Consider the following 15,669-nt stretch of genomic DNA (forward strand, 5'->3'; position numbering starts at 1 on the left):
GACTGCACAATCGTGGCCACTGACAACCTGACCCACCTGGCCGCGTTCGCCGCCGTGGCCCGGCACCRCAACTTTCGCCGCGCCGGCGCCGAGCTGGCGCTGTCGACCTCGGCGGTGAGCTATGCGATCCGCGCGCTGGAAGAGCGGCTCGGGGTGGGACTGTTCCACCGTACTACCCGCAGCGTGGCCCTGACCGAGGCCGGCCAGCGCCTGCTCGAGCGCCTGCAGCCGGCGCTGGAGCAGGTGCACGACGCGTTGGAAGAGATGAACCACTTCCGCGCGGCCCCGGCCGGCCTGCTGCGCATCAATGCCACCCGCGCCGCCGTGCAGACCCAGTTGGGCCCACGCCTGGCGCGCTTCCTGCAGGCGCACCCGGACGTGCGCATCGAGCTGGCCCAGGACGATGGTCTGGTGGATATCGTCGCCAGCGGCTTCGATGCCGGCGTGCGCCTGCACGAGTCCGTGCCCGAAGACATGGTGGCCGTGCCGCTGGGGCCGCCACTGCGTGGCCTGATCGTGGGGTCGCCGTCCTATCTGCAACGCCGGCCGGCACCGCGTCATCCGCGCGAGCTGGCCCAGCACGAGTGCGTGCGCTTCCGCTTCGCCAGCGGTCACCTCTACAAGTGGCAGTTCGAACGCGATGGCCAGGAGTTGGAGGTGGACGTGCCCGGCCGGCTCACCCTGGGCGACCAGCACACCATCCTGCAGGCGGTGATCGACGGCCTTGGCCTGGCGTACGTGCTGGAGGATTCGGCGCGCCCATATCTTGATGATGGACGCCTGGTGGCGGTGCTGGAAGACTGGGCCGAACCCTTCCCCGGCTTCGTGCTGTATTACCCGCGCCAGCGGCAGATGTCTTCTGCGCTGCGCGCATTCGTGGATATGGTGCGGGCGACGGCGTGATGTGCGTGGCGGTTGCCGAGGTGACGCTGCCGATGGCACGCTTGCCCGCCCCACCGGATGCACCGTGACAATGACCGTACAGACGCCCGCCGACATCCAACAGCAGCTCGGGCAGGCGTTTCCCGCGCTGTACCACCAGCTGCATCGCGACCGCATGCTGGACTGGGGCACGTTCTGCCACGGCTGGATCACCAGCGTGTATCCGACCCTGCGTGCGCGCCCGCCGTTGCTGTTGTATGCGCGCGAGTTCGAACTGATCGCGCCGGCCGATATCGTGGGCCACGCCGAACAGTTCACCGATGCAGACAGCCACGTGCGCCTGCGCGAGGGCCTGCAGCTGTTGCCCTTCGGCAGCACCGGCGCGGGCGACTACTACTGCTTCTGGCACGATCCGGGTGCACCGGGCGAGCCGCGCGTGGTGCTGCTCTGGCACGACGATGACCGCGTGGACCTGCTGGCATCCAACCTCCAGGATTTCATCTTCCGGATGATGGTCGATGCGGTAGCCGACCTCGATGGCAGCCTGCTGGAAGAAGGCGATATCGCCGACAACCTGCAGCGCTGGCTGGACTCGCATCGCGCCTATCTGCACGCCACGCAGGTGCAGGCGCTGGAGGCGCTGTATGCCGATCCTGCGATCCTGGCCGGTGGTGTGGGCGAGGATGCCGCCACCGCGTTGATCGATCGCGTCATCGGCTTCGAGGGCATCGATACCCGCTTCAGCTATGTGCCGGCATGACGGTTACTCATGCCCGCGTCTGACGCACCGAGTGACGCGGACTTCCGCGCGCTGGCCGACCAGCTGCAGGCGCTGGATGCCGGGCGGTTGCCGCCGCCATTGCCGCCGCACCTGCGCGCGCACCCGGTGGCTGGCCTGGCCGCCATCGGGCAGCTGGACCAGGCCGTGGTGGCGCTGATGGGCGATGTGCCCAACCCGTGGCGGGGCCTGCTGTTGCGATGACCTGCCAGGGGTAGAGCCACCCCACGGGTGGCTGCACGCAGCAATCGAACCGGCAACGCCGACCGACGGCGTTCCCCCGGCCCGTGCCGGCTCCCCCGGATCAGCTGGCGACCGGGTAGTCGGTATATCCCTCCGCCCCGCCGCCGTAATACGTAGCCCGATCCGGCACCGCCAGCGCCACGTCGTTTTCCAGCCGCGCCACCAGGTCCGGGTTGGCGATGAACGGCTGGCCGAACGCGGCCAGGTCGATGACGCCGTCGTCCACCAGCTGCAGCGCCCGCGCGCGGGTGAGGCTGCCGGCCAGGATCAGGGTGCCGCCGTAGCGTTGCTTGAACGCGTGCAGGAATGCGTCGCTCAGGACGGACACGCGGCGTGCATGGTTGTCGTTGAGGTGCACGTAGGCCAGCCCGCGCGTGCCCAGCGCCTGCGCCAGGTACAGGTACGCCGCTTCGTTGCCGACGTACTCGGGCATGTCGAACTGCAGGTTGTTCGGGGCCAGTCGCACGCCCACCCGGTGCGCCCCGATCCGCGCGGCCATCGCATCGACGGTCTCCAGGATCAGGCGCGCGCGGTTCTGCAGCGTGCCGCCGTAGCCGTCGGTGCGGTCATTGGTGACCGGGTTGAGGAACTGTTCGAACAGGTAGCCGTTGGCGGCATGAAGTTCGATGCCGTCGAAACCGGCGGCGATGGCGTTGTCGGCCGCGCGCGCGAAGTCGTCGACGATGCCGGGCATTTCGTCGGTGCGCAGGGCACGCGGCGGGGTCGGATCGGCCTGCCCACGGGTACCGTCCTCGCGGTACACGAACGCGCTGCTCTTCGGGTTGCTCGCCACCGGACGCGTGCCCGCGCTGACCGGCTGTCCGCCGTCGGGCTGCAAGGATGCGTGCGACATGCGGCCCACGTGCCAGAGCTGGGCGAAAATGACGCCCCGTTCGGCATGCACGGCCGTGGTGACCTGCTTCCAGCCGTCCACCTGTTCGGCCGACCACATGCCCGGCACGTCGATGTAGCCCTGGCCCTGCGCCGACACCGGGGTGCCTTCGCTGATGATCAGCCCGGCACTGGCGCGTTGCCGGTAGTACGCCGCGGTGAGGGCGTTGGCCACGCTGCCGGGGTTGCGGGCGCGGGTCATCGGGGCCATGGCGATGCGGTTGCGCAGGGGGGTACCGGCGAGGTCATAGGGCTGGAAAAGCAGGGCGGTCATAAAGCGGAACTCGTGGGGAAGGGGGCGCCAACGGCGCGACCCCTTCAAGATAAGGTTGACCTGCAGGCACATAAAGGCCTTAAATTTCCCGGCAACGGGGACATTTTGTCCCCAATGGAGCGCGGCGATGCTGCCAGTGGAATCGTTGAACGGGCTGGCCACCTTCGTCACCACCGCCCGCTCGGGGACGTTCACCGAAGCGGCCGAGACCCTGGGGATTTCGCGCTCGGCGGTCGGCAAGGCGATCGCGCGGCTGGAAGAGCGGCTGGGCGTGCGGCTGTTCCATCGCACCACGCGGCGCATTTCGCTCACCGCCGATGGCCAGGCCTATTTCGCCTCCTGCGCCAGCGCGCTGGAAGACATTGCCTCGGCCGAGGCGTGCCTGGGCTCGGCCTCGCACCTGCCCGCGGGCCGCCTGCGCATCGACATGCCGTCCTCGTTCGGGCGGCTGATGATCCTGCCGGTGCTGCTGCGCATCTGTGCCGAACACCCCGAACTACAGCTCACCCTGACCTTCACCGACCACTTCGTGGACCCGGTGGAGGAAGGGATCGACCTGCTGATCCGCTTCGGTGGGCTGGACCAGGCCCAGCACCTCGTCGCGCGGCGGCTGGGCACGCAGCAGCTGATCACGTGTGCGTCGCCGGACTACCTGGACAGGCACGGCACGCCCGGCACCGTGGACGCCCTGCATGCCCATCGCAGCATTGTCGGCTATCGGTATGGCCAGCCGGTGGCGTGGCGGATCGGCGAGGACGCTGCGCAGGCGCGCTTCATCCCCAGCGGCACCCACCAGCTCAATGATGGCGATGCGGTGATCGAGGCCGCCATCGCCGGCCTGGGCATCTGCCAGATGCCGCATTTCCTGGTCAAACGTCACCTGCAGGCGGGGGCATTGCAGCAGGTGCTGGGCCATTGCATGCAGCACCATGTCGAGATCCACGCCCTATGGCCGCAGACCCGGCACCTGCGACCGAAGGTGCGGTTTGTGGTGGATGCGCTGGCGACACTGGCCGATGCCGGTGCGTTTGACTGAGCCAGGCGGGCCACCGGGCCTGGCTGCAGCAGCACGCCGACGGCGGCCGTTCCTTCGCCTTGGCGGTCGTCGAAAAGCCCAGTCCCGTCGGTCCGCCACGCAAGGCCGGGGGCGGCATCCACATCTGCCCGGGCTTCCGCTGCAACCCCTGCACCGGCATGCGGCCTGGTGCAGTAGCCAGTTGCTGGCCTGGGGATTTTCCAACGGCGCGCGCGTGGCGCGCCGTTGGCCGCCTGCTACAAGCGGGCCTTGAGCCCCATCTGCGCCGAGACGCTGCGGTAGGCGTTGTCGTCGCGCTGCAGGCCCAGGTCAGCCCATGCCGACCAGCGCGTCCCCAGTTGCAACATCGCGCCGCCGCGCAGTTCATAGCGGTTCTTCGGCACGGCGCCCTCGATCCGGGTGTCGTCCATCCAGACGCTGTTGCGGCTCGAGTCGCGCAGCCAGTGGGCGGACACGAATGGCTGCACGTGCCGATCTTCATTGCGCACATCGCCCATCACCCGCACGCCCAGCCGCGATGACAGCCCGCCCGCCGCCCCCGTCGCGACCTGCGTGCCATTGCGTTCAACCAGGCGCTCGGCACGGTAGTCGGTATAGGTCAGCTGCAGTTGCGGCTGCACCAGCAGCATGGCCGAATCGCGCAGGCGAAGCTTCCAGGCGTAGCCGGCCTCCAGTGATGCGGCGTGCGTGCGTGCATCCTGGCGTTCCTTGCCCAGGCCGATGCCCTGCACGGTGGTGCGGTAGCGGCCGTGTTGCAGCCAGCTGTCGAGATAAGCACCCTCCTCGACGTCCGGGCGCTGCATCCAGGTGGCATAGATGCCCAGCGCCGCGCCCTTGACGGTGCCGGTAGCGCTGTACCCGCTCAGGTGCGAGCGGACATCGGTGGAGGCCTGGCCGGCAGCCAGCAGCACGCCGGCGCGGCCCTGGCTGGTACCGCCCCAGTGCAGCATGTCCAGGCCGCTCATCACGGTGGACGCGCGGCCCTTCAGCGCGAGCTGACCGGCCATGTCCTGCCGGGTCTGGGTGCTGGTCACCCGCAGCCAGCCGGCGTCGCGCGCATCGCCCGGGGCATACGCACCCTCGCGGTCATGCAGGCGGTGCTGGAACATCGACACGGCAGCGGCCTGATTGGCAAGATAGGCGCCGGCTTCGGGACGCAGGATCTGCGGCGGGCGAGGGCGGTCGCAGCTGTCCTCGTTGTCCACCTCGCACGGATCCGGCGGCAGCACACAGCCCGGGCCGTCGCGATCGGTCGCGCACGGGTCCGGCGGGACGACGCCGCAGCCGGGGCCGGTGGGGTCGCTGTCGCACGGGTCTGGCGGGGCCACGCAACCGGGGCCATCGGGATCGGCGTCGCACGGATCCGGTGACGTCGGCGCCAGTTCCGAGCGCAGGTACCAGCCGCCGTCGCCGGGGGTGTTCACCCCGCCCTTGTGCAGGAAGTAGTCGTACTGCCCGGCCACCGCACGACCGTTCAACCGGTACACGGCATCGGAGGCGCCATCGACCTGGATCAGCTGGATGCCGTTGACCGTCTGCCCGCCGAGCCCGCGCACGTTGTTGACCTGGACACTGGCCGTGCCGCGGGTATCGCCGCGCACGTGCAGTGTGTCGATCAGTGAATCATCAGCGCCCAGGGCGCCATTGAAGACCAGCAGCGCGTTGTCTGCGATGAAATCGCCCTCCACGGTGAGCCGGTTGAAGCGCGTGGCGCCGGCGGTGGACAGGGCCAGGGTGCTGTCGCGCAGATCCAGCTGGCGCACGCTGGAATCGCCCGTGAGGGTCCAGCGGCTGTCGTTGGACAAGGAGACCTGGTTGACCACGCTGCTGGCGCCCTGCCAATGCGAGCGCCCGTTGAGTTTCACGCGGATGTCGGCCACCACCGGCACGCCGGCGGCGATGTCGTCCGGGGTGATCACGATGTCGCCCCGTGCGTAGACATCCTGGTCCAGGGTGACGTCGAAGGGACCGGCGAACGCAGCATCCACGTGCATCAGTGTGCCGCTGCCGCCGATCAGCCGGGCGCCGTTGCGTGCCGCCACATGACGCGCCGCACGCACCCAGAACGTGGCGGCCTGCGCGCTGCTCAGCGAGCCGCCATCGATGTCCAGGCTGCCATTGGCATTGACCACCGCCGCCGCCGCGTCCAGCCCGGCAGTGCTGACGTGCGTATTGGAAAGGGTCATCTCCCCGGCGCCACCGCTCAGCACGCCATAGCCTTTGTCGCCGGTAGTGGCGATGACGCTGTCACGCAGCCCGATGGTGCCGCCCAGCCGCGCCACGGCACCGATGCCGCCAAACCCGGTGGTGCGCACATCGACGCGTTCGGCCTGGAACGTCGGTCGTGCGCCGCCCGTATCCATCGAGGCATACAGACCATGCGCCGACGCGCCTGCCGTGCTCACCCGCACTCCCTCCAGGGTCACCGCACCGGCGCGGTTGTCGATGGCCACACCCTGGTCGGTCTCGGTGATGATGCTGCCGCCCCGCATGCTCAACGAGGAAGCACCGGGCAGCCAGATGCCGGTGCCGACGTAGCCGGTGGTGTGGATATCGACATCGGTCAGGCGCACCTCGTTGCCGCGGCCGTTGATGTTCAGCCCATAGTGTCCTACATCGATCTGCGTACCGATGATGTCCACCTGGTTGTCATTCCACAGGAACACGCCGCTGCCGCGCTCGTCGTCGGCTTGCAGCACGCCGCCTTCGATCCGCAGCGTGCCGCTACTCAGCTCCACTGCCCCGGAGGCGGTGCCCGCGACCCGGATATGGGTGTCGATCAGGGTCACCGTGCCGCTGCCCGTCACGCCCTTTGCGAAGTCGGCGCCGGTCTCGATGGTGCTGTTGGACAGTGTCAACATGGCCCCGGTGTATACCGTCGCGCCGGTACTGCCATTGCCGTAGGTGGTGATGGCAAGTCCGTCGCCGTCGATGCGTCCGCCGTTCTCCGCGAACAGGCCATGGGCGTTGTGGCTGGTGGTGCCGATGACGGTGTCGCGCAGGGTCACGGTGGCATTGGATGCCGACACCGCGTGCGACTGGTCGCCGGTGGTATGGATGCTGCCGCCGCTTACCTCGGCGACCGCGCCGTTGCTGGCGGCGATGCCGTTGGAGACACGGCCGCTGGTATCGAGCGCCGCATCGCGCAGCAGCAACGTGCCGCCGTCGACTTGCGCGGCATGGGCGCGTACACCGCCGGTGGAGAGAGTCACGCCTTGGCCGGTGGCGTCGGTGAGCAGTTCGATGCGGCCGCCAGTGGCGATCGACAGGCCGGCGCTGTAATCGCCACCGGTGGTGAGGGTGCCACCGGTGAGCGTCACCGTGCCGTCGCTTTCGGCGCGCAGGCCGGCGGTGTTGCTGCCCGTGGCGCTGATGGTCACCGGGCCGTCGGCACGGATGCTGCCAGCGTTGAGCGCATGGAAGACGTAGCCTGCCGCCGCATCGTCGGTAGTCGCATAGGCGCCCGGCGCGGCCACTTGCTGGGTGCCGTCGGCGATGATCGGACCGGCGCTCTGGGCCCAGGCGGCCGAGGCGCTGCACGCCAGCGACGCGGAAATGGCAAGAGCGAGCAGGTGCAGGCGCTGTGGGGCGCGTGAAACGGCAGAAGTCATCGGAGGGCCATCAGTGCAGGAGGCCGCGACTGTAGGGGGATGCCTACGAKCGATATATGCAATTAATTGCAAATGCGGCTAACGCTAGCTGGCGCCTATTTGCGACACACCTTGTCGCGTCCCGCCCCCCATCGGTCCCTGTTGCGCCCGGCGCGGCTACCACGTGGACCGGAGGCCCATCTGCACCGAAACGCTGCGATAGGCACCGTCGCCGCGTTGCACGCCCAGATCGCCCCACGCCGACCAGCGCATGCCCAGCTGCAGCATCGCGCCACCGCGTAGCTCGTAACGGTTTTTCGGCACCGCACCGTCGATCCGGGTGTGGTCCATCCAGATGCTGTTGCTGCCTGACGCGCGCAGCCAATGCGCCGAAACGAAGGGCTGTACGACGTGATCCACGCTGCGAACATCGCCCGTCATCCGCAGGCCCAGGCGCGAGGACACCTCGCCGCCGGCGCCCGGGGCCACCTGGGTGCCGTTGTGTTCGACAAGGTCATCGGCACGGTAGTCGGTATAGGTCATCTGCAGCTGCGGCTGCACCAGCAGCGTGGCCGAATCGCGCACGCGGCGTTTCCAGGCGTAGCCGGCTTCCAGCGTGGCCGCATCCGTGCGCGCCTGTTGGCGTTCCCCGGCCAGGGCGATGCCCTGCACGCTGCTGCGGTAGCGCCCGTGCTGCACGCCGCCATCAAGGTAGGCGCCGTCCCCGCCACCGGGGTGTTGCATCCAGGTGACGTAGACGCCCACCGCCGTACCCTTGACGATGCCGGTGGCGGCATAGCCGCTGCGCTGCGAGCGGACATCGGTGGCGGCCCGTCCTGTACCCAGCAGCACACCCGCACGGCCCTGGCCGCCCGCGCCCCAGTGCAGCAGGTCCACGCCGCTGGTCACCGTGGTGGTGCGGGCGCTCAGGGCCAGCTGGCCGTCGACCGCTTGACGGCGCTGGGTGCTGCCCACGCGCAGCCAACTGGCCCCGCGTGCCGCGTTCGAGGCGTACGCACCATCGCGGTCATGCAGGCGGTGCTGGAACATCGACACGGCAGCGGCCTGGTTGGCCAGGTAGGCGCCGGCTTCCGGGCGCAGCACCTGCGGCGGGCGCGGGCGGTGGCAGGGGGCGGTGTTGCCCGCCTCGCAGGGCGTGGGCGGCAGTGCGCAGCCGGGGCCGTTGGGGTCGAGCACGCACGGATCTGGCGGGGGAACAACACAGCCGAGGCCGCCGGGATCGGCCTCGCAGGGGTCCGGCRGGATGACGATGCAGCCGGGGCCTGTCGGATCGCTGTCGCAGGGATCCGGCGGCGTCATGCAGCCGGGGCCATCGGGATCGGCGTCGCACGGGTCCGGTGTGGTCGGCAGCGTCGCGCGCAGATACCAGCCGCCGTCGCCGGGCGTGTTCACGCCGCCCTTGTGCAGGAAGTAGTCGTATTGGCCCGCCACGGCGCGGCCGCGCAACGCGTACGTCGCATCGGACGCACCCTCGACCTGGATCAACGCGATGCCGTCGACGGTCTGTGCGCCAAGGCCATGCACATTGTTGACCTGGATGGCCGCCGTGCCACGGGTGTCGCCGCGCACGCGCAGGGTATCGATGGGCGAGTCATCGCCGGCCAATGCGCCGTTGAAGATCAACAGCGCGTTGTGCGTGTCGAGATCACCGTCCACGGTGAGGCGGTTGAAGTTGCCTGCACCCACGGCGGACAGGGCCAGGGTGCTGTCGTGCAGCGCCAGCTGGCCCACGCTGGCATCGCCGGTCAGGGTCCAGCGGCTGCCATCGCGCAGCGAGACCTGGTTGACCACGCCGCTGGCGCCCCGCCAATGCGAACGCCCATTGAGGTGTACGTGGATATCGGCCACCACCGGGACGCCGGCACCGATGTCGTCCGGGGTGATCATGATGTCGCCTTGGGCGTAGACGTCCTGGTCCAGGTTGAGATCCAGCGGACCGGCGGAGGCCGCATCGACCTTCATCAACGTGCCGTTGCCGCCAAACAGCCGGGCGCCATTGTGTGCAGCCACGTGGCGCGCGGCGCGCACCCACAGGGCGGCATCGCGCGCGCTGGTCAGCGACCCACCGTCGATGTCCAGGCTGCCGTTTGCATTGACCACAGCGGCCGCCGCGCCGAGTCCTTCGGTACGGACATGGGTGTCGTGCAACGTCATCACGCCCGTGCCTCCACTCAACACGCCGTAACTGTTGGCACCGGCCGTGGTAATCGTGCTGCGGCGCAAGTGGGCGGTTCCGCCGGAATGGGACAGGGCGCCGATGGCACCGTCACCGCCGGTGTCCACCGCGATCCGGTCTGCCTCCAGCATCAGGTCTCCGGAGAAAATGTCCCATTCGGCGTTGAGCCCATGTGCCGACGCGCCGACCGTGCTCACCTGCACGCCCTCCAGCGTGACCCCACCGCCGAGATTGTCGACGCCCCTGCTGTTGTCGCCGAGGGTGATGATGCTGCCGCCGAGCATCGAAAGGCGCGGACCCGAGCTCAGCCAGATGCCGGCGCCGTTTGCGCTGGAGATACGTATGTCCACATCGACCAGACGCGCCTCTCCGCTGCGGCCGCCGTTGCTGAGCCCGATGAATCCGGCCCCCATCTGCGTGCCGATGATGTCCACCTCGCTGCCGGCCGCCAGGCGCACTGCGGTGCTCTGCGCATGATCGGCCTGCATCGCGCCGTTCTCGATCCACAGCGTGCCGCCCTGGAAGTCGACGGCGATCGACGCGCGGCCCGCGACCCGGATGTCGGTGTCGCGCAGGGCGATGGCCTTGCTGCCGATCACGCCGTGGGCCGCACCCCCCAAGGTTTCGATGGAACCGTTGGACAGCGTAAATGTTCCGCCGGCGGTAGCGACCGCACCGGCGCTCCCCGCTTCGTGGGTGGTGATGGTCAGCCCGTCGCCCTCGATATGGCCGCTGTAGTAAGCGGCCATGCCATGGGACTGGTAGCCGGTTGTGTCGATGATCGCGTCGCGCATCCGCAACGTACCGCCGTTCACCTCCACCGCGGGGCTACGGTAGCCGCTGGTGGAAAAGACCATGCCTTGTCCGGCGGCATCGGGCAGCAGGTCGACCTGGCCACCGGACAGGATCGACAGCCCGATGGCGTAATCCCCATGCGTGGTGATGCTGCCGCCGTTGAAGATCATGCTGCCGTCTTTCTCGGCACGCACCGCTGCGGTGTTCTGGCCGCTTGTCGTCACCGTCACCGGTTCGCTGGCTCGGATGCTGCCGCCATTCAATGCATGCAGGACATGGCCCGCGGCCCCATCTGCGGTGCTGCGATACTCACCGGGAGCGGCTTCTTCCCGGGTGCCGTCGGCGATGATCGGGGCAGCGTGTTGGGCGAGGGCCGCCGAGGCGTTGCCGGCCAGTGCGGCGGCGATGGCCAGGGCAAGCAGGTGCTGCGAGGACGAGGCGGGGGCAATCATCGGGCGGCCACGGTGCGGTATGCCGCGAACTCTAGGGAGGCGGCCGCCCGCGCGATATGCAAATCCTGGGAAAACCGCCCTGCGACTCGGTGGGGGGCGCGGCGAGAGCCCGTCATTTGGGTGCGGGCCAGGCTGCATGTATACTATCCCCCAGTATAGTTCTCTGGCCGCGCTGTCCATGCCGCATTCCCCCGAAGAAAAGAAGAAGGTCCTGGCCCGCGTGCGCCGCATCCGCGGTCAGTGCGATGCGCTCGACCGGGCGCTGGAGGGCGGGGCCGAGTGCGCGCCGGTGCTGCAGCAGATCGCCGCGATCCGCGGCGCGGTCAACGGGCTGATGTCCGAAGTGATGGAAGCCCACCTGCGCGAAGAATTCGGCCAGCCGGCGCAGTCCGATGCGCAGCGCGCCGAGCGCGTGCGCGACATGAGCGCGCTGATCCGTTCCTACCTGAAATGAGCGCGCGGGCGACCGCGTGCTGTTCTGTCTTGTCTACTACTCTGGAGTGTTGCCGATGAAATCCCGTGCCGCTGTTGCGTTTGGTCCCGGCCAGCCGTTGAAGATCGTCGAGATCGATGTCGCCCCGCCGAAGAAGGGCGAGGTGCTGGTCAAGATCACCCACACCGGTGTCTGCCACACCGATGCGTTCACCCTGTCCGGCGATGATCCGGAAGGCCTGTTCCCGGCGGTGCTGGGCCATGAAGGCGCGGGCATCGTGGTGGAAGTGGGCGAGGGCGTCACCAGCGTGGCGCCGGGCGACCACGTCATTCCGCTGTACACCGCCGAGTGCGGTGAATGCCTGTTCTGTACCTCGGGCAAGACCAACCTGTGCGTGGCCGTGCGCGCCACCCAGGGCAAGGGCGTGATGCCCGATGGCACCACCCGCTTCAGCTACAACGGCGAGCCGATCTATCACTACATGGGCTGCTCGACCTTCAGCGAGTACACGGTGGTGGCCGAAGTCTCGCTGGCCAAGATCAACCCCGAAGCGAACCCGGAGCACGTGTGCCTGCTCGGCTGCGGCGTCACCACCGGCATCGGCGCGGTGCACAACACCGCCAAGGTGCAGGAAGGTGATTCGGTGGCCGTGTTCGGCCTGGGCGGCATCGGCCTGGCGGTGATCCAGGGCGCGCGTCAGGCCAAGGCCGGGCGCATCTTCGCCATCGACACCAACCCGTCCAAGTTCGACCTGGCCAGGCAGTTCGGTGCCACCGACTGCGTCAACCCGAAGGACTTCGACAAGCCGATCCAGCAGGTGATCGTGGAGATGACCACCTGGGGCGTGGACCACACCTTCGAGTGCATCGGCAACGTCAACGTGATGCGTGCCGCACTGGAATGCGCGCACCGTGGCTGGGGCCAGTCGGTGATCATCGGCGTGGCCGGCTCGGGTCAGGAAATCTCGACCCGTCCGTTCCAGCTGGTCACCGGCCGCTCGTGGAAGGGCACCGCCTTCGGCGGCGTGAAGGGCCGCAGCCAGCTGCCGGGCATGGTCGAAGACGCCATGAAGGGCGACATCGAACTGGCGCCGTTCGTCACCCACACCATGGACCTGGAGCAGATCAACGATGCCTTCGAGCTGATGCACGAGGGGAAGTCGATCCGCTCGGTGGTGCATTACTGAGCCGGCGGCATGGGCCTGACCGACTTCTGGAAACGACGCACGGCACCGGCAGTACCGGTGCGGGATGCGCTGGTGGACCGCATCGAGCAGGCCCTGCGCGAGCTTGGCTGGCTGCACGGCGAGGTGGGTGAGCCGGCGGCGGTCACCTCGGCCTTTGGTGGCGAGGAGATGCCGTTCGAGCAGTGGCTGACGCAGGTGTTCCTGCCACGCTTGCACGAGGCAAGGCGCAGTGGCCAATGGCCACCACGCAGCCAGGTGGCCGTGGCCGCCATGCGCAACCTTGATGGCGTGCCGCAGACCGGAACACTGCTGCGGCTGCTGGCCGAGCTGGACAATGACATCAACGCCGGGACATCGCGCTGACACGCGCCCGGCTCACGGAGAGACCATGGAACGCATCGAACATCGCGCCGCCTCCGGCGGCTGGCAGGACGTGTACCAGCACCGCTCGCAGGTGCTGGGCTGCGAGATGAAGGTCGCCGTCTACCTGCCGCCACAGGCCGCCACGCAGAAGCTGCCGGTGCTGTACTGGCTGAGCGGGCTGACCTGCACCGAGCAGAACTTCATCACCAAGGCCGGCGCGCAGCGCTATGCCGCCGAACACGGGGTGATCCTGGTGGCGCCGGACACCAGTCCGCGCGGGGATGACGTCGCCGATGCCGACGGCTACGACCTGGGCAAGGGCGCCGGCTTCTATCTCAACGCCAGCGAGCAACCGTGGGCGGCGCACTACCGCATGTACGACTACGTGGTGGACGAGTTGCCGGCGCTGATCGAGGCGCATCTGCCGGCGACCGATGCGCGCAGCATCAGCGGACATTCGATGGGGGGCCATGGCGCGCTGGTGATCGCGCTGAAGAATCCCGGCCGCTACCGCAGCGTGTCGGCGTTCTCACCGATCGTCGCACCGACCCGCGTGCCCTGGGGCCAGAAGGCCTTCGCCGCCTACCTCGGCGAGGACCGCAGCAGCTGGTCGGCCTGGGATGCCAGCGAACTGGTCGCCCGTGCCGAAGAGCGCCTGCCGTTGCTGGTCGACCAGGGCGGCGGCGATGAATTCCTCGACACCCAACTGCAACCGCAGTGGTTGCAGGCCGCCTGCACCGCTGCCGGCCATCCGCTGCAGTTGCGCCTGCAGCCGGGCTACGACCACAGCTACTACTTCATCAGCAGCTTCATCGGCGAGCACATCGCCCACCACGCCAAGGCGCTGCACGCCTGATCGGCACCCCACGCCAACGCGCTGCACGCCTCATCGTAGAGCCGACCGTTGGTCGGCTGCACACGGTGCCGAAACGGTAGAGCCGACCGTTGGTCGGCTGCACGCGGTGCCGGAACGGTAGAGCCGACCGTTGGTCGGCTGCACGCGCTGCCAGAACGGAGAGCAGCCACCCATGGGGTGGCTCTACCGCCGCTTCAATCCTCGTCTTCTTCCGCCGCCTCGCGACCCTGCTGGCGGATCAGCGCTTCTTCGCGCGCATCGTTGATCGCGTGGCGCACGCCGTCCAGGTCGATGGTGGTTTCGTCATGCACGAAGGTGCCGGTGAGCGGGCTGTCGGGCAGCAGGTCACCGGCTTCGAACAACGCCCACATCTCTTCGCCGTACCAGCTGTCCAGCAGCTCCGGCGCGAACCGGCCCAGGTAGGCGGTGAGGTTGTTGACGTCGCGCAGCAGCATGCTGCGCGCGGCGTTGTTGCCGCCGGCGCTGACCACCTGCGGGAAGTCGATCACCACCGGGCCGTCCGGGCCCACCAGTACGTTGTACGGCGACAGATCGCCGTGGATCAGGCCGCAGCACAACATGCGCACCACCTGGCGGACCAGGGTCTGGTGGAACTCGCGCGCCTGGTCCGGCTCCAGCTCCACTTCGCCCAGCCGGGCGGCGGAGAAACCGTCCGCGTCGGTGACCAGTTCCATCACCAGCACGCCGTGGTAGTAGCCGTGCGGCTCGGGCACGCGCACACCGGCGTCGCGCAGCTGGTACAGCGCGTCCACCTCGGTGTTCTTCCAGGCGGTTTCCTGCTGCTTGCGTCCGTATTTGCTGGCCTTGCCAACCGCACGCGCCTCGCGGCTGCCACGCACCTTGCGGCCTTCCTGGTACTGCACGCGCTGCTGGAAGCTGCGCTGGGCCATGTCTTTGTAGACCTTGGCGCAGCGCACATCGTCGCCGCTGCGTACCACGTACACCGCTGCTTCCTTGCCGCTCTTGAGCGGGCGCAGCACTTCATCGATCACGCCGTCGTCGATCAGCGCCTGCAGGCCTTGGGGGGTCTTCACGGAATCTCGGGATTGTGGCCGGCGCCAATGCGCCCGCCGGAAAGGGGGAGGGATTTTCGCATCTTCGGGGCGGCCCGGCCATCGGCGCTCCGTGCCAGCCGTTCAGCCCGGACGCCAAGGGGGCTCACGGCAGCCCCTGTTCCCCTCGCAGAACCGGATACGGGTTGAGCGATTCGCCCTTCCACCACTGCTTTTCCGGACCCAGCGCATGGATCTCGAAGTGCAGGTGCGGCGCCTCCGGGCTGGCATTGCCGGTGCTGCCGACATAGCCGATCACCTGGCCGCGCTTGACCTGCTGCTTCTCGGCCAGGCCATCGGCGTAGCGCTGCAGGTGGGCGTAGTAGTAGCAATAACGGCCACCGGGCTCGAACTGGTACAGGGTCAGCCCGCCACGCGCGCTGTCGAACAGCTTCTCCACGGTGCCATCGGCCACGGCCAGCACGGGCGTGCCAGCCGGGGCCAGGATGTCGATCGCATCGTGGACGCGGCCCTCACTGCGCGCGTCGGTGAAGGTGTCCTGCAGTTGGGCGGCGGTGATGCCCTGGACCGGCAGCAGCAGGCCGGTGCCATCGGCCGGAGCAGGCGCCGCTGCGGCGTCAGGGGCCGCGGCCGCGGCCGCAGTGCCCGGCGTCGCAGCG

13 protein-coding genes are annotated in these 15,669 nt (G+C 68.7%); 8 read left to right on the top strand and 5 right to left on the bottom strand.

The genetic code is table 11. The features are described 5' to 3' along the window. Window positions 1–12: 12 nt before the first annotated feature. From AC1DR7_RS15065 to AC1DR7_RS15075, 3 genes are all read left to right on the top strand, one after another. The gene (locus tag AC1DR7_RS15065; protein WP_478076541.1) at window positions 13–903 is read left to right on the top strand and encodes a LysR family transcriptional regulator; all 891 of its coding nucleotides are present in this window, start codon (window positions 13–15) and stop codon (window positions 901–903) included. Between the two features lie 70 nt (window positions 904–973). Then, complete coding sequence (locus tag AC1DR7_RS15070) at window positions 974–1,642, top strand: SMI1/KNR4 family protein (protein WP_457319265.1); 669 nt, start codon at window positions 974–976, stop codon at window positions 1,640–1,642. Between the two features lie 9 nt (window positions 1,643–1,651). Then, entirely contained in the window at window positions 1,652–1,864 is a 213-nt protein-coding gene (locus AC1DR7_RS15075) for a hypothetical protein (protein ID WP_457319262.1), read from the top strand. Window positions 1,865–1,964: 100 nt separating this feature from the next. Here AC1DR7_RS15075 and AC1DR7_RS15080 read toward each other — a convergent pair whose 3' ends face one another. Further along, window positions 1,965–3,068: an alkene reductase gene (locus AC1DR7_RS15080; protein ID WP_457319263.1), complete on the bottom strand. Its 1,104-nt coding sequence runs from the start codon at window positions 3,066–3,068 to the stop codon at window positions 1,965–1,967. 127 nt (window positions 3,069–3,195) lie between these two features. Between AC1DR7_RS15080 and AC1DR7_RS15085 the strand changes: the two genes are divergently transcribed. Further along, a complete protein-coding gene (locus AC1DR7_RS15085) occupies window positions 3,196–4,104 on the top strand; it encodes a LysR family transcriptional regulator (protein ID WP_256777336.1) in 909 nt (302 codons plus the stop codon). A 236-nt stretch (window positions 4,105–4,340) separates the two neighbouring features. On the opposite strand, the gene AC1DR7_RS15090 is transcribed toward AC1DR7_RS15085, so the two are convergent. Both AC1DR7_RS15090 and AC1DR7_RS15095 read right to left on the bottom strand, forming a co-directional pair. Continuing rightward, entirely contained in the window at window positions 4,341–7,715 is a 3,375-nt protein-coding gene (locus tag AC1DR7_RS15090; RefSeq protein WP_478052979.1) for an autotransporter outer membrane beta-barrel domain-containing protein, read from the bottom strand. 156 nt (window positions 7,716–7,871) lie between these two features. After that, entirely contained in the window at window positions 7,872–11,138 is a 3,267-nt protein-coding gene (locus AC1DR7_RS15095) for an autotransporter outer membrane beta-barrel domain-containing protein (RefSeq protein WP_478076542.1), read from the bottom strand. Between the two features lie 178 nt (window positions 11,139–11,316). Here AC1DR7_RS15095 and frmR point away from each other — a divergent pair, with 178 nt between their 5' ends. The 4 genes from frmR to fghA are packed head-to-tail and all read left to right on the top strand — an operon-like array spanning window position 11,317 to window position 13,976. Then, window positions 11,317–11,592 carry a formaldehyde-responsive transcriptional repressor FrmR gene (gene frmR / locus AC1DR7_RS15100; RefSeq protein ID WP_256777333.1) on the top strand — a complete coding sequence of 92 codons (276 nt, stop codon included), beginning with the start codon at window positions 11,317–11,319 and terminating at the stop codon, window positions 11,590–11,592. Between the two features lie 55 nt (window positions 11,593–11,647). Then, window positions 11,648–12,757 (top strand): S-(hydroxymethyl)glutathione dehydrogenase/class III alcohol dehydrogenase, encoded by a 1,110-nt coding sequence (locus AC1DR7_RS15105; RefSeq protein WP_457318621.1) that lies wholly within the window; start codon window positions 11,648–11,650, stop codon window positions 12,755–12,757. Window positions 12,758–12,766: 9 nt separating this feature from the next. Next, entirely contained in the window at window positions 12,767–13,120 is a 354-nt protein-coding gene (locus AC1DR7_RS15110) for a YqcC family protein (protein WP_457318620.1), read from the top strand. A 25-nt stretch (window positions 13,121–13,145) separates the two neighbouring features. After that, on the top strand, window positions 13,146–13,976 hold the full coding sequence (gene fghA / locus AC1DR7_RS15115) for an S-formylglutathione hydrolase (RefSeq protein WP_457318619.1): 831 nt from the start codon (window positions 13,146–13,148) through the stop codon (window positions 13,974–13,976). Between the two features lie 194 nt (window positions 13,977–14,170). Here the strand turns inward: fghA and AC1DR7_RS15120 are convergent, their stop codons facing one another. After that, a complete protein-coding gene (locus tag AC1DR7_RS15120; RefSeq protein WP_457318618.1) occupies window positions 14,171–15,031 on the bottom strand; it encodes a PA4780 family RIO1-like protein kinase in 861 nt (286 codons plus the stop codon). Window positions 15,032–15,155: 124 nt separating this feature from the next. Continuing rightward, window positions 15,156–15,669: M23 family metallopeptidase (locus AC1DR7_RS15125; protein ID WP_478076543.1), on the bottom strand; the 514-nt coding region annotated here is incomplete at its 5' end.

Source organism: Stenotrophomonas sp. P5_A9, assembly GCF_056400525.1.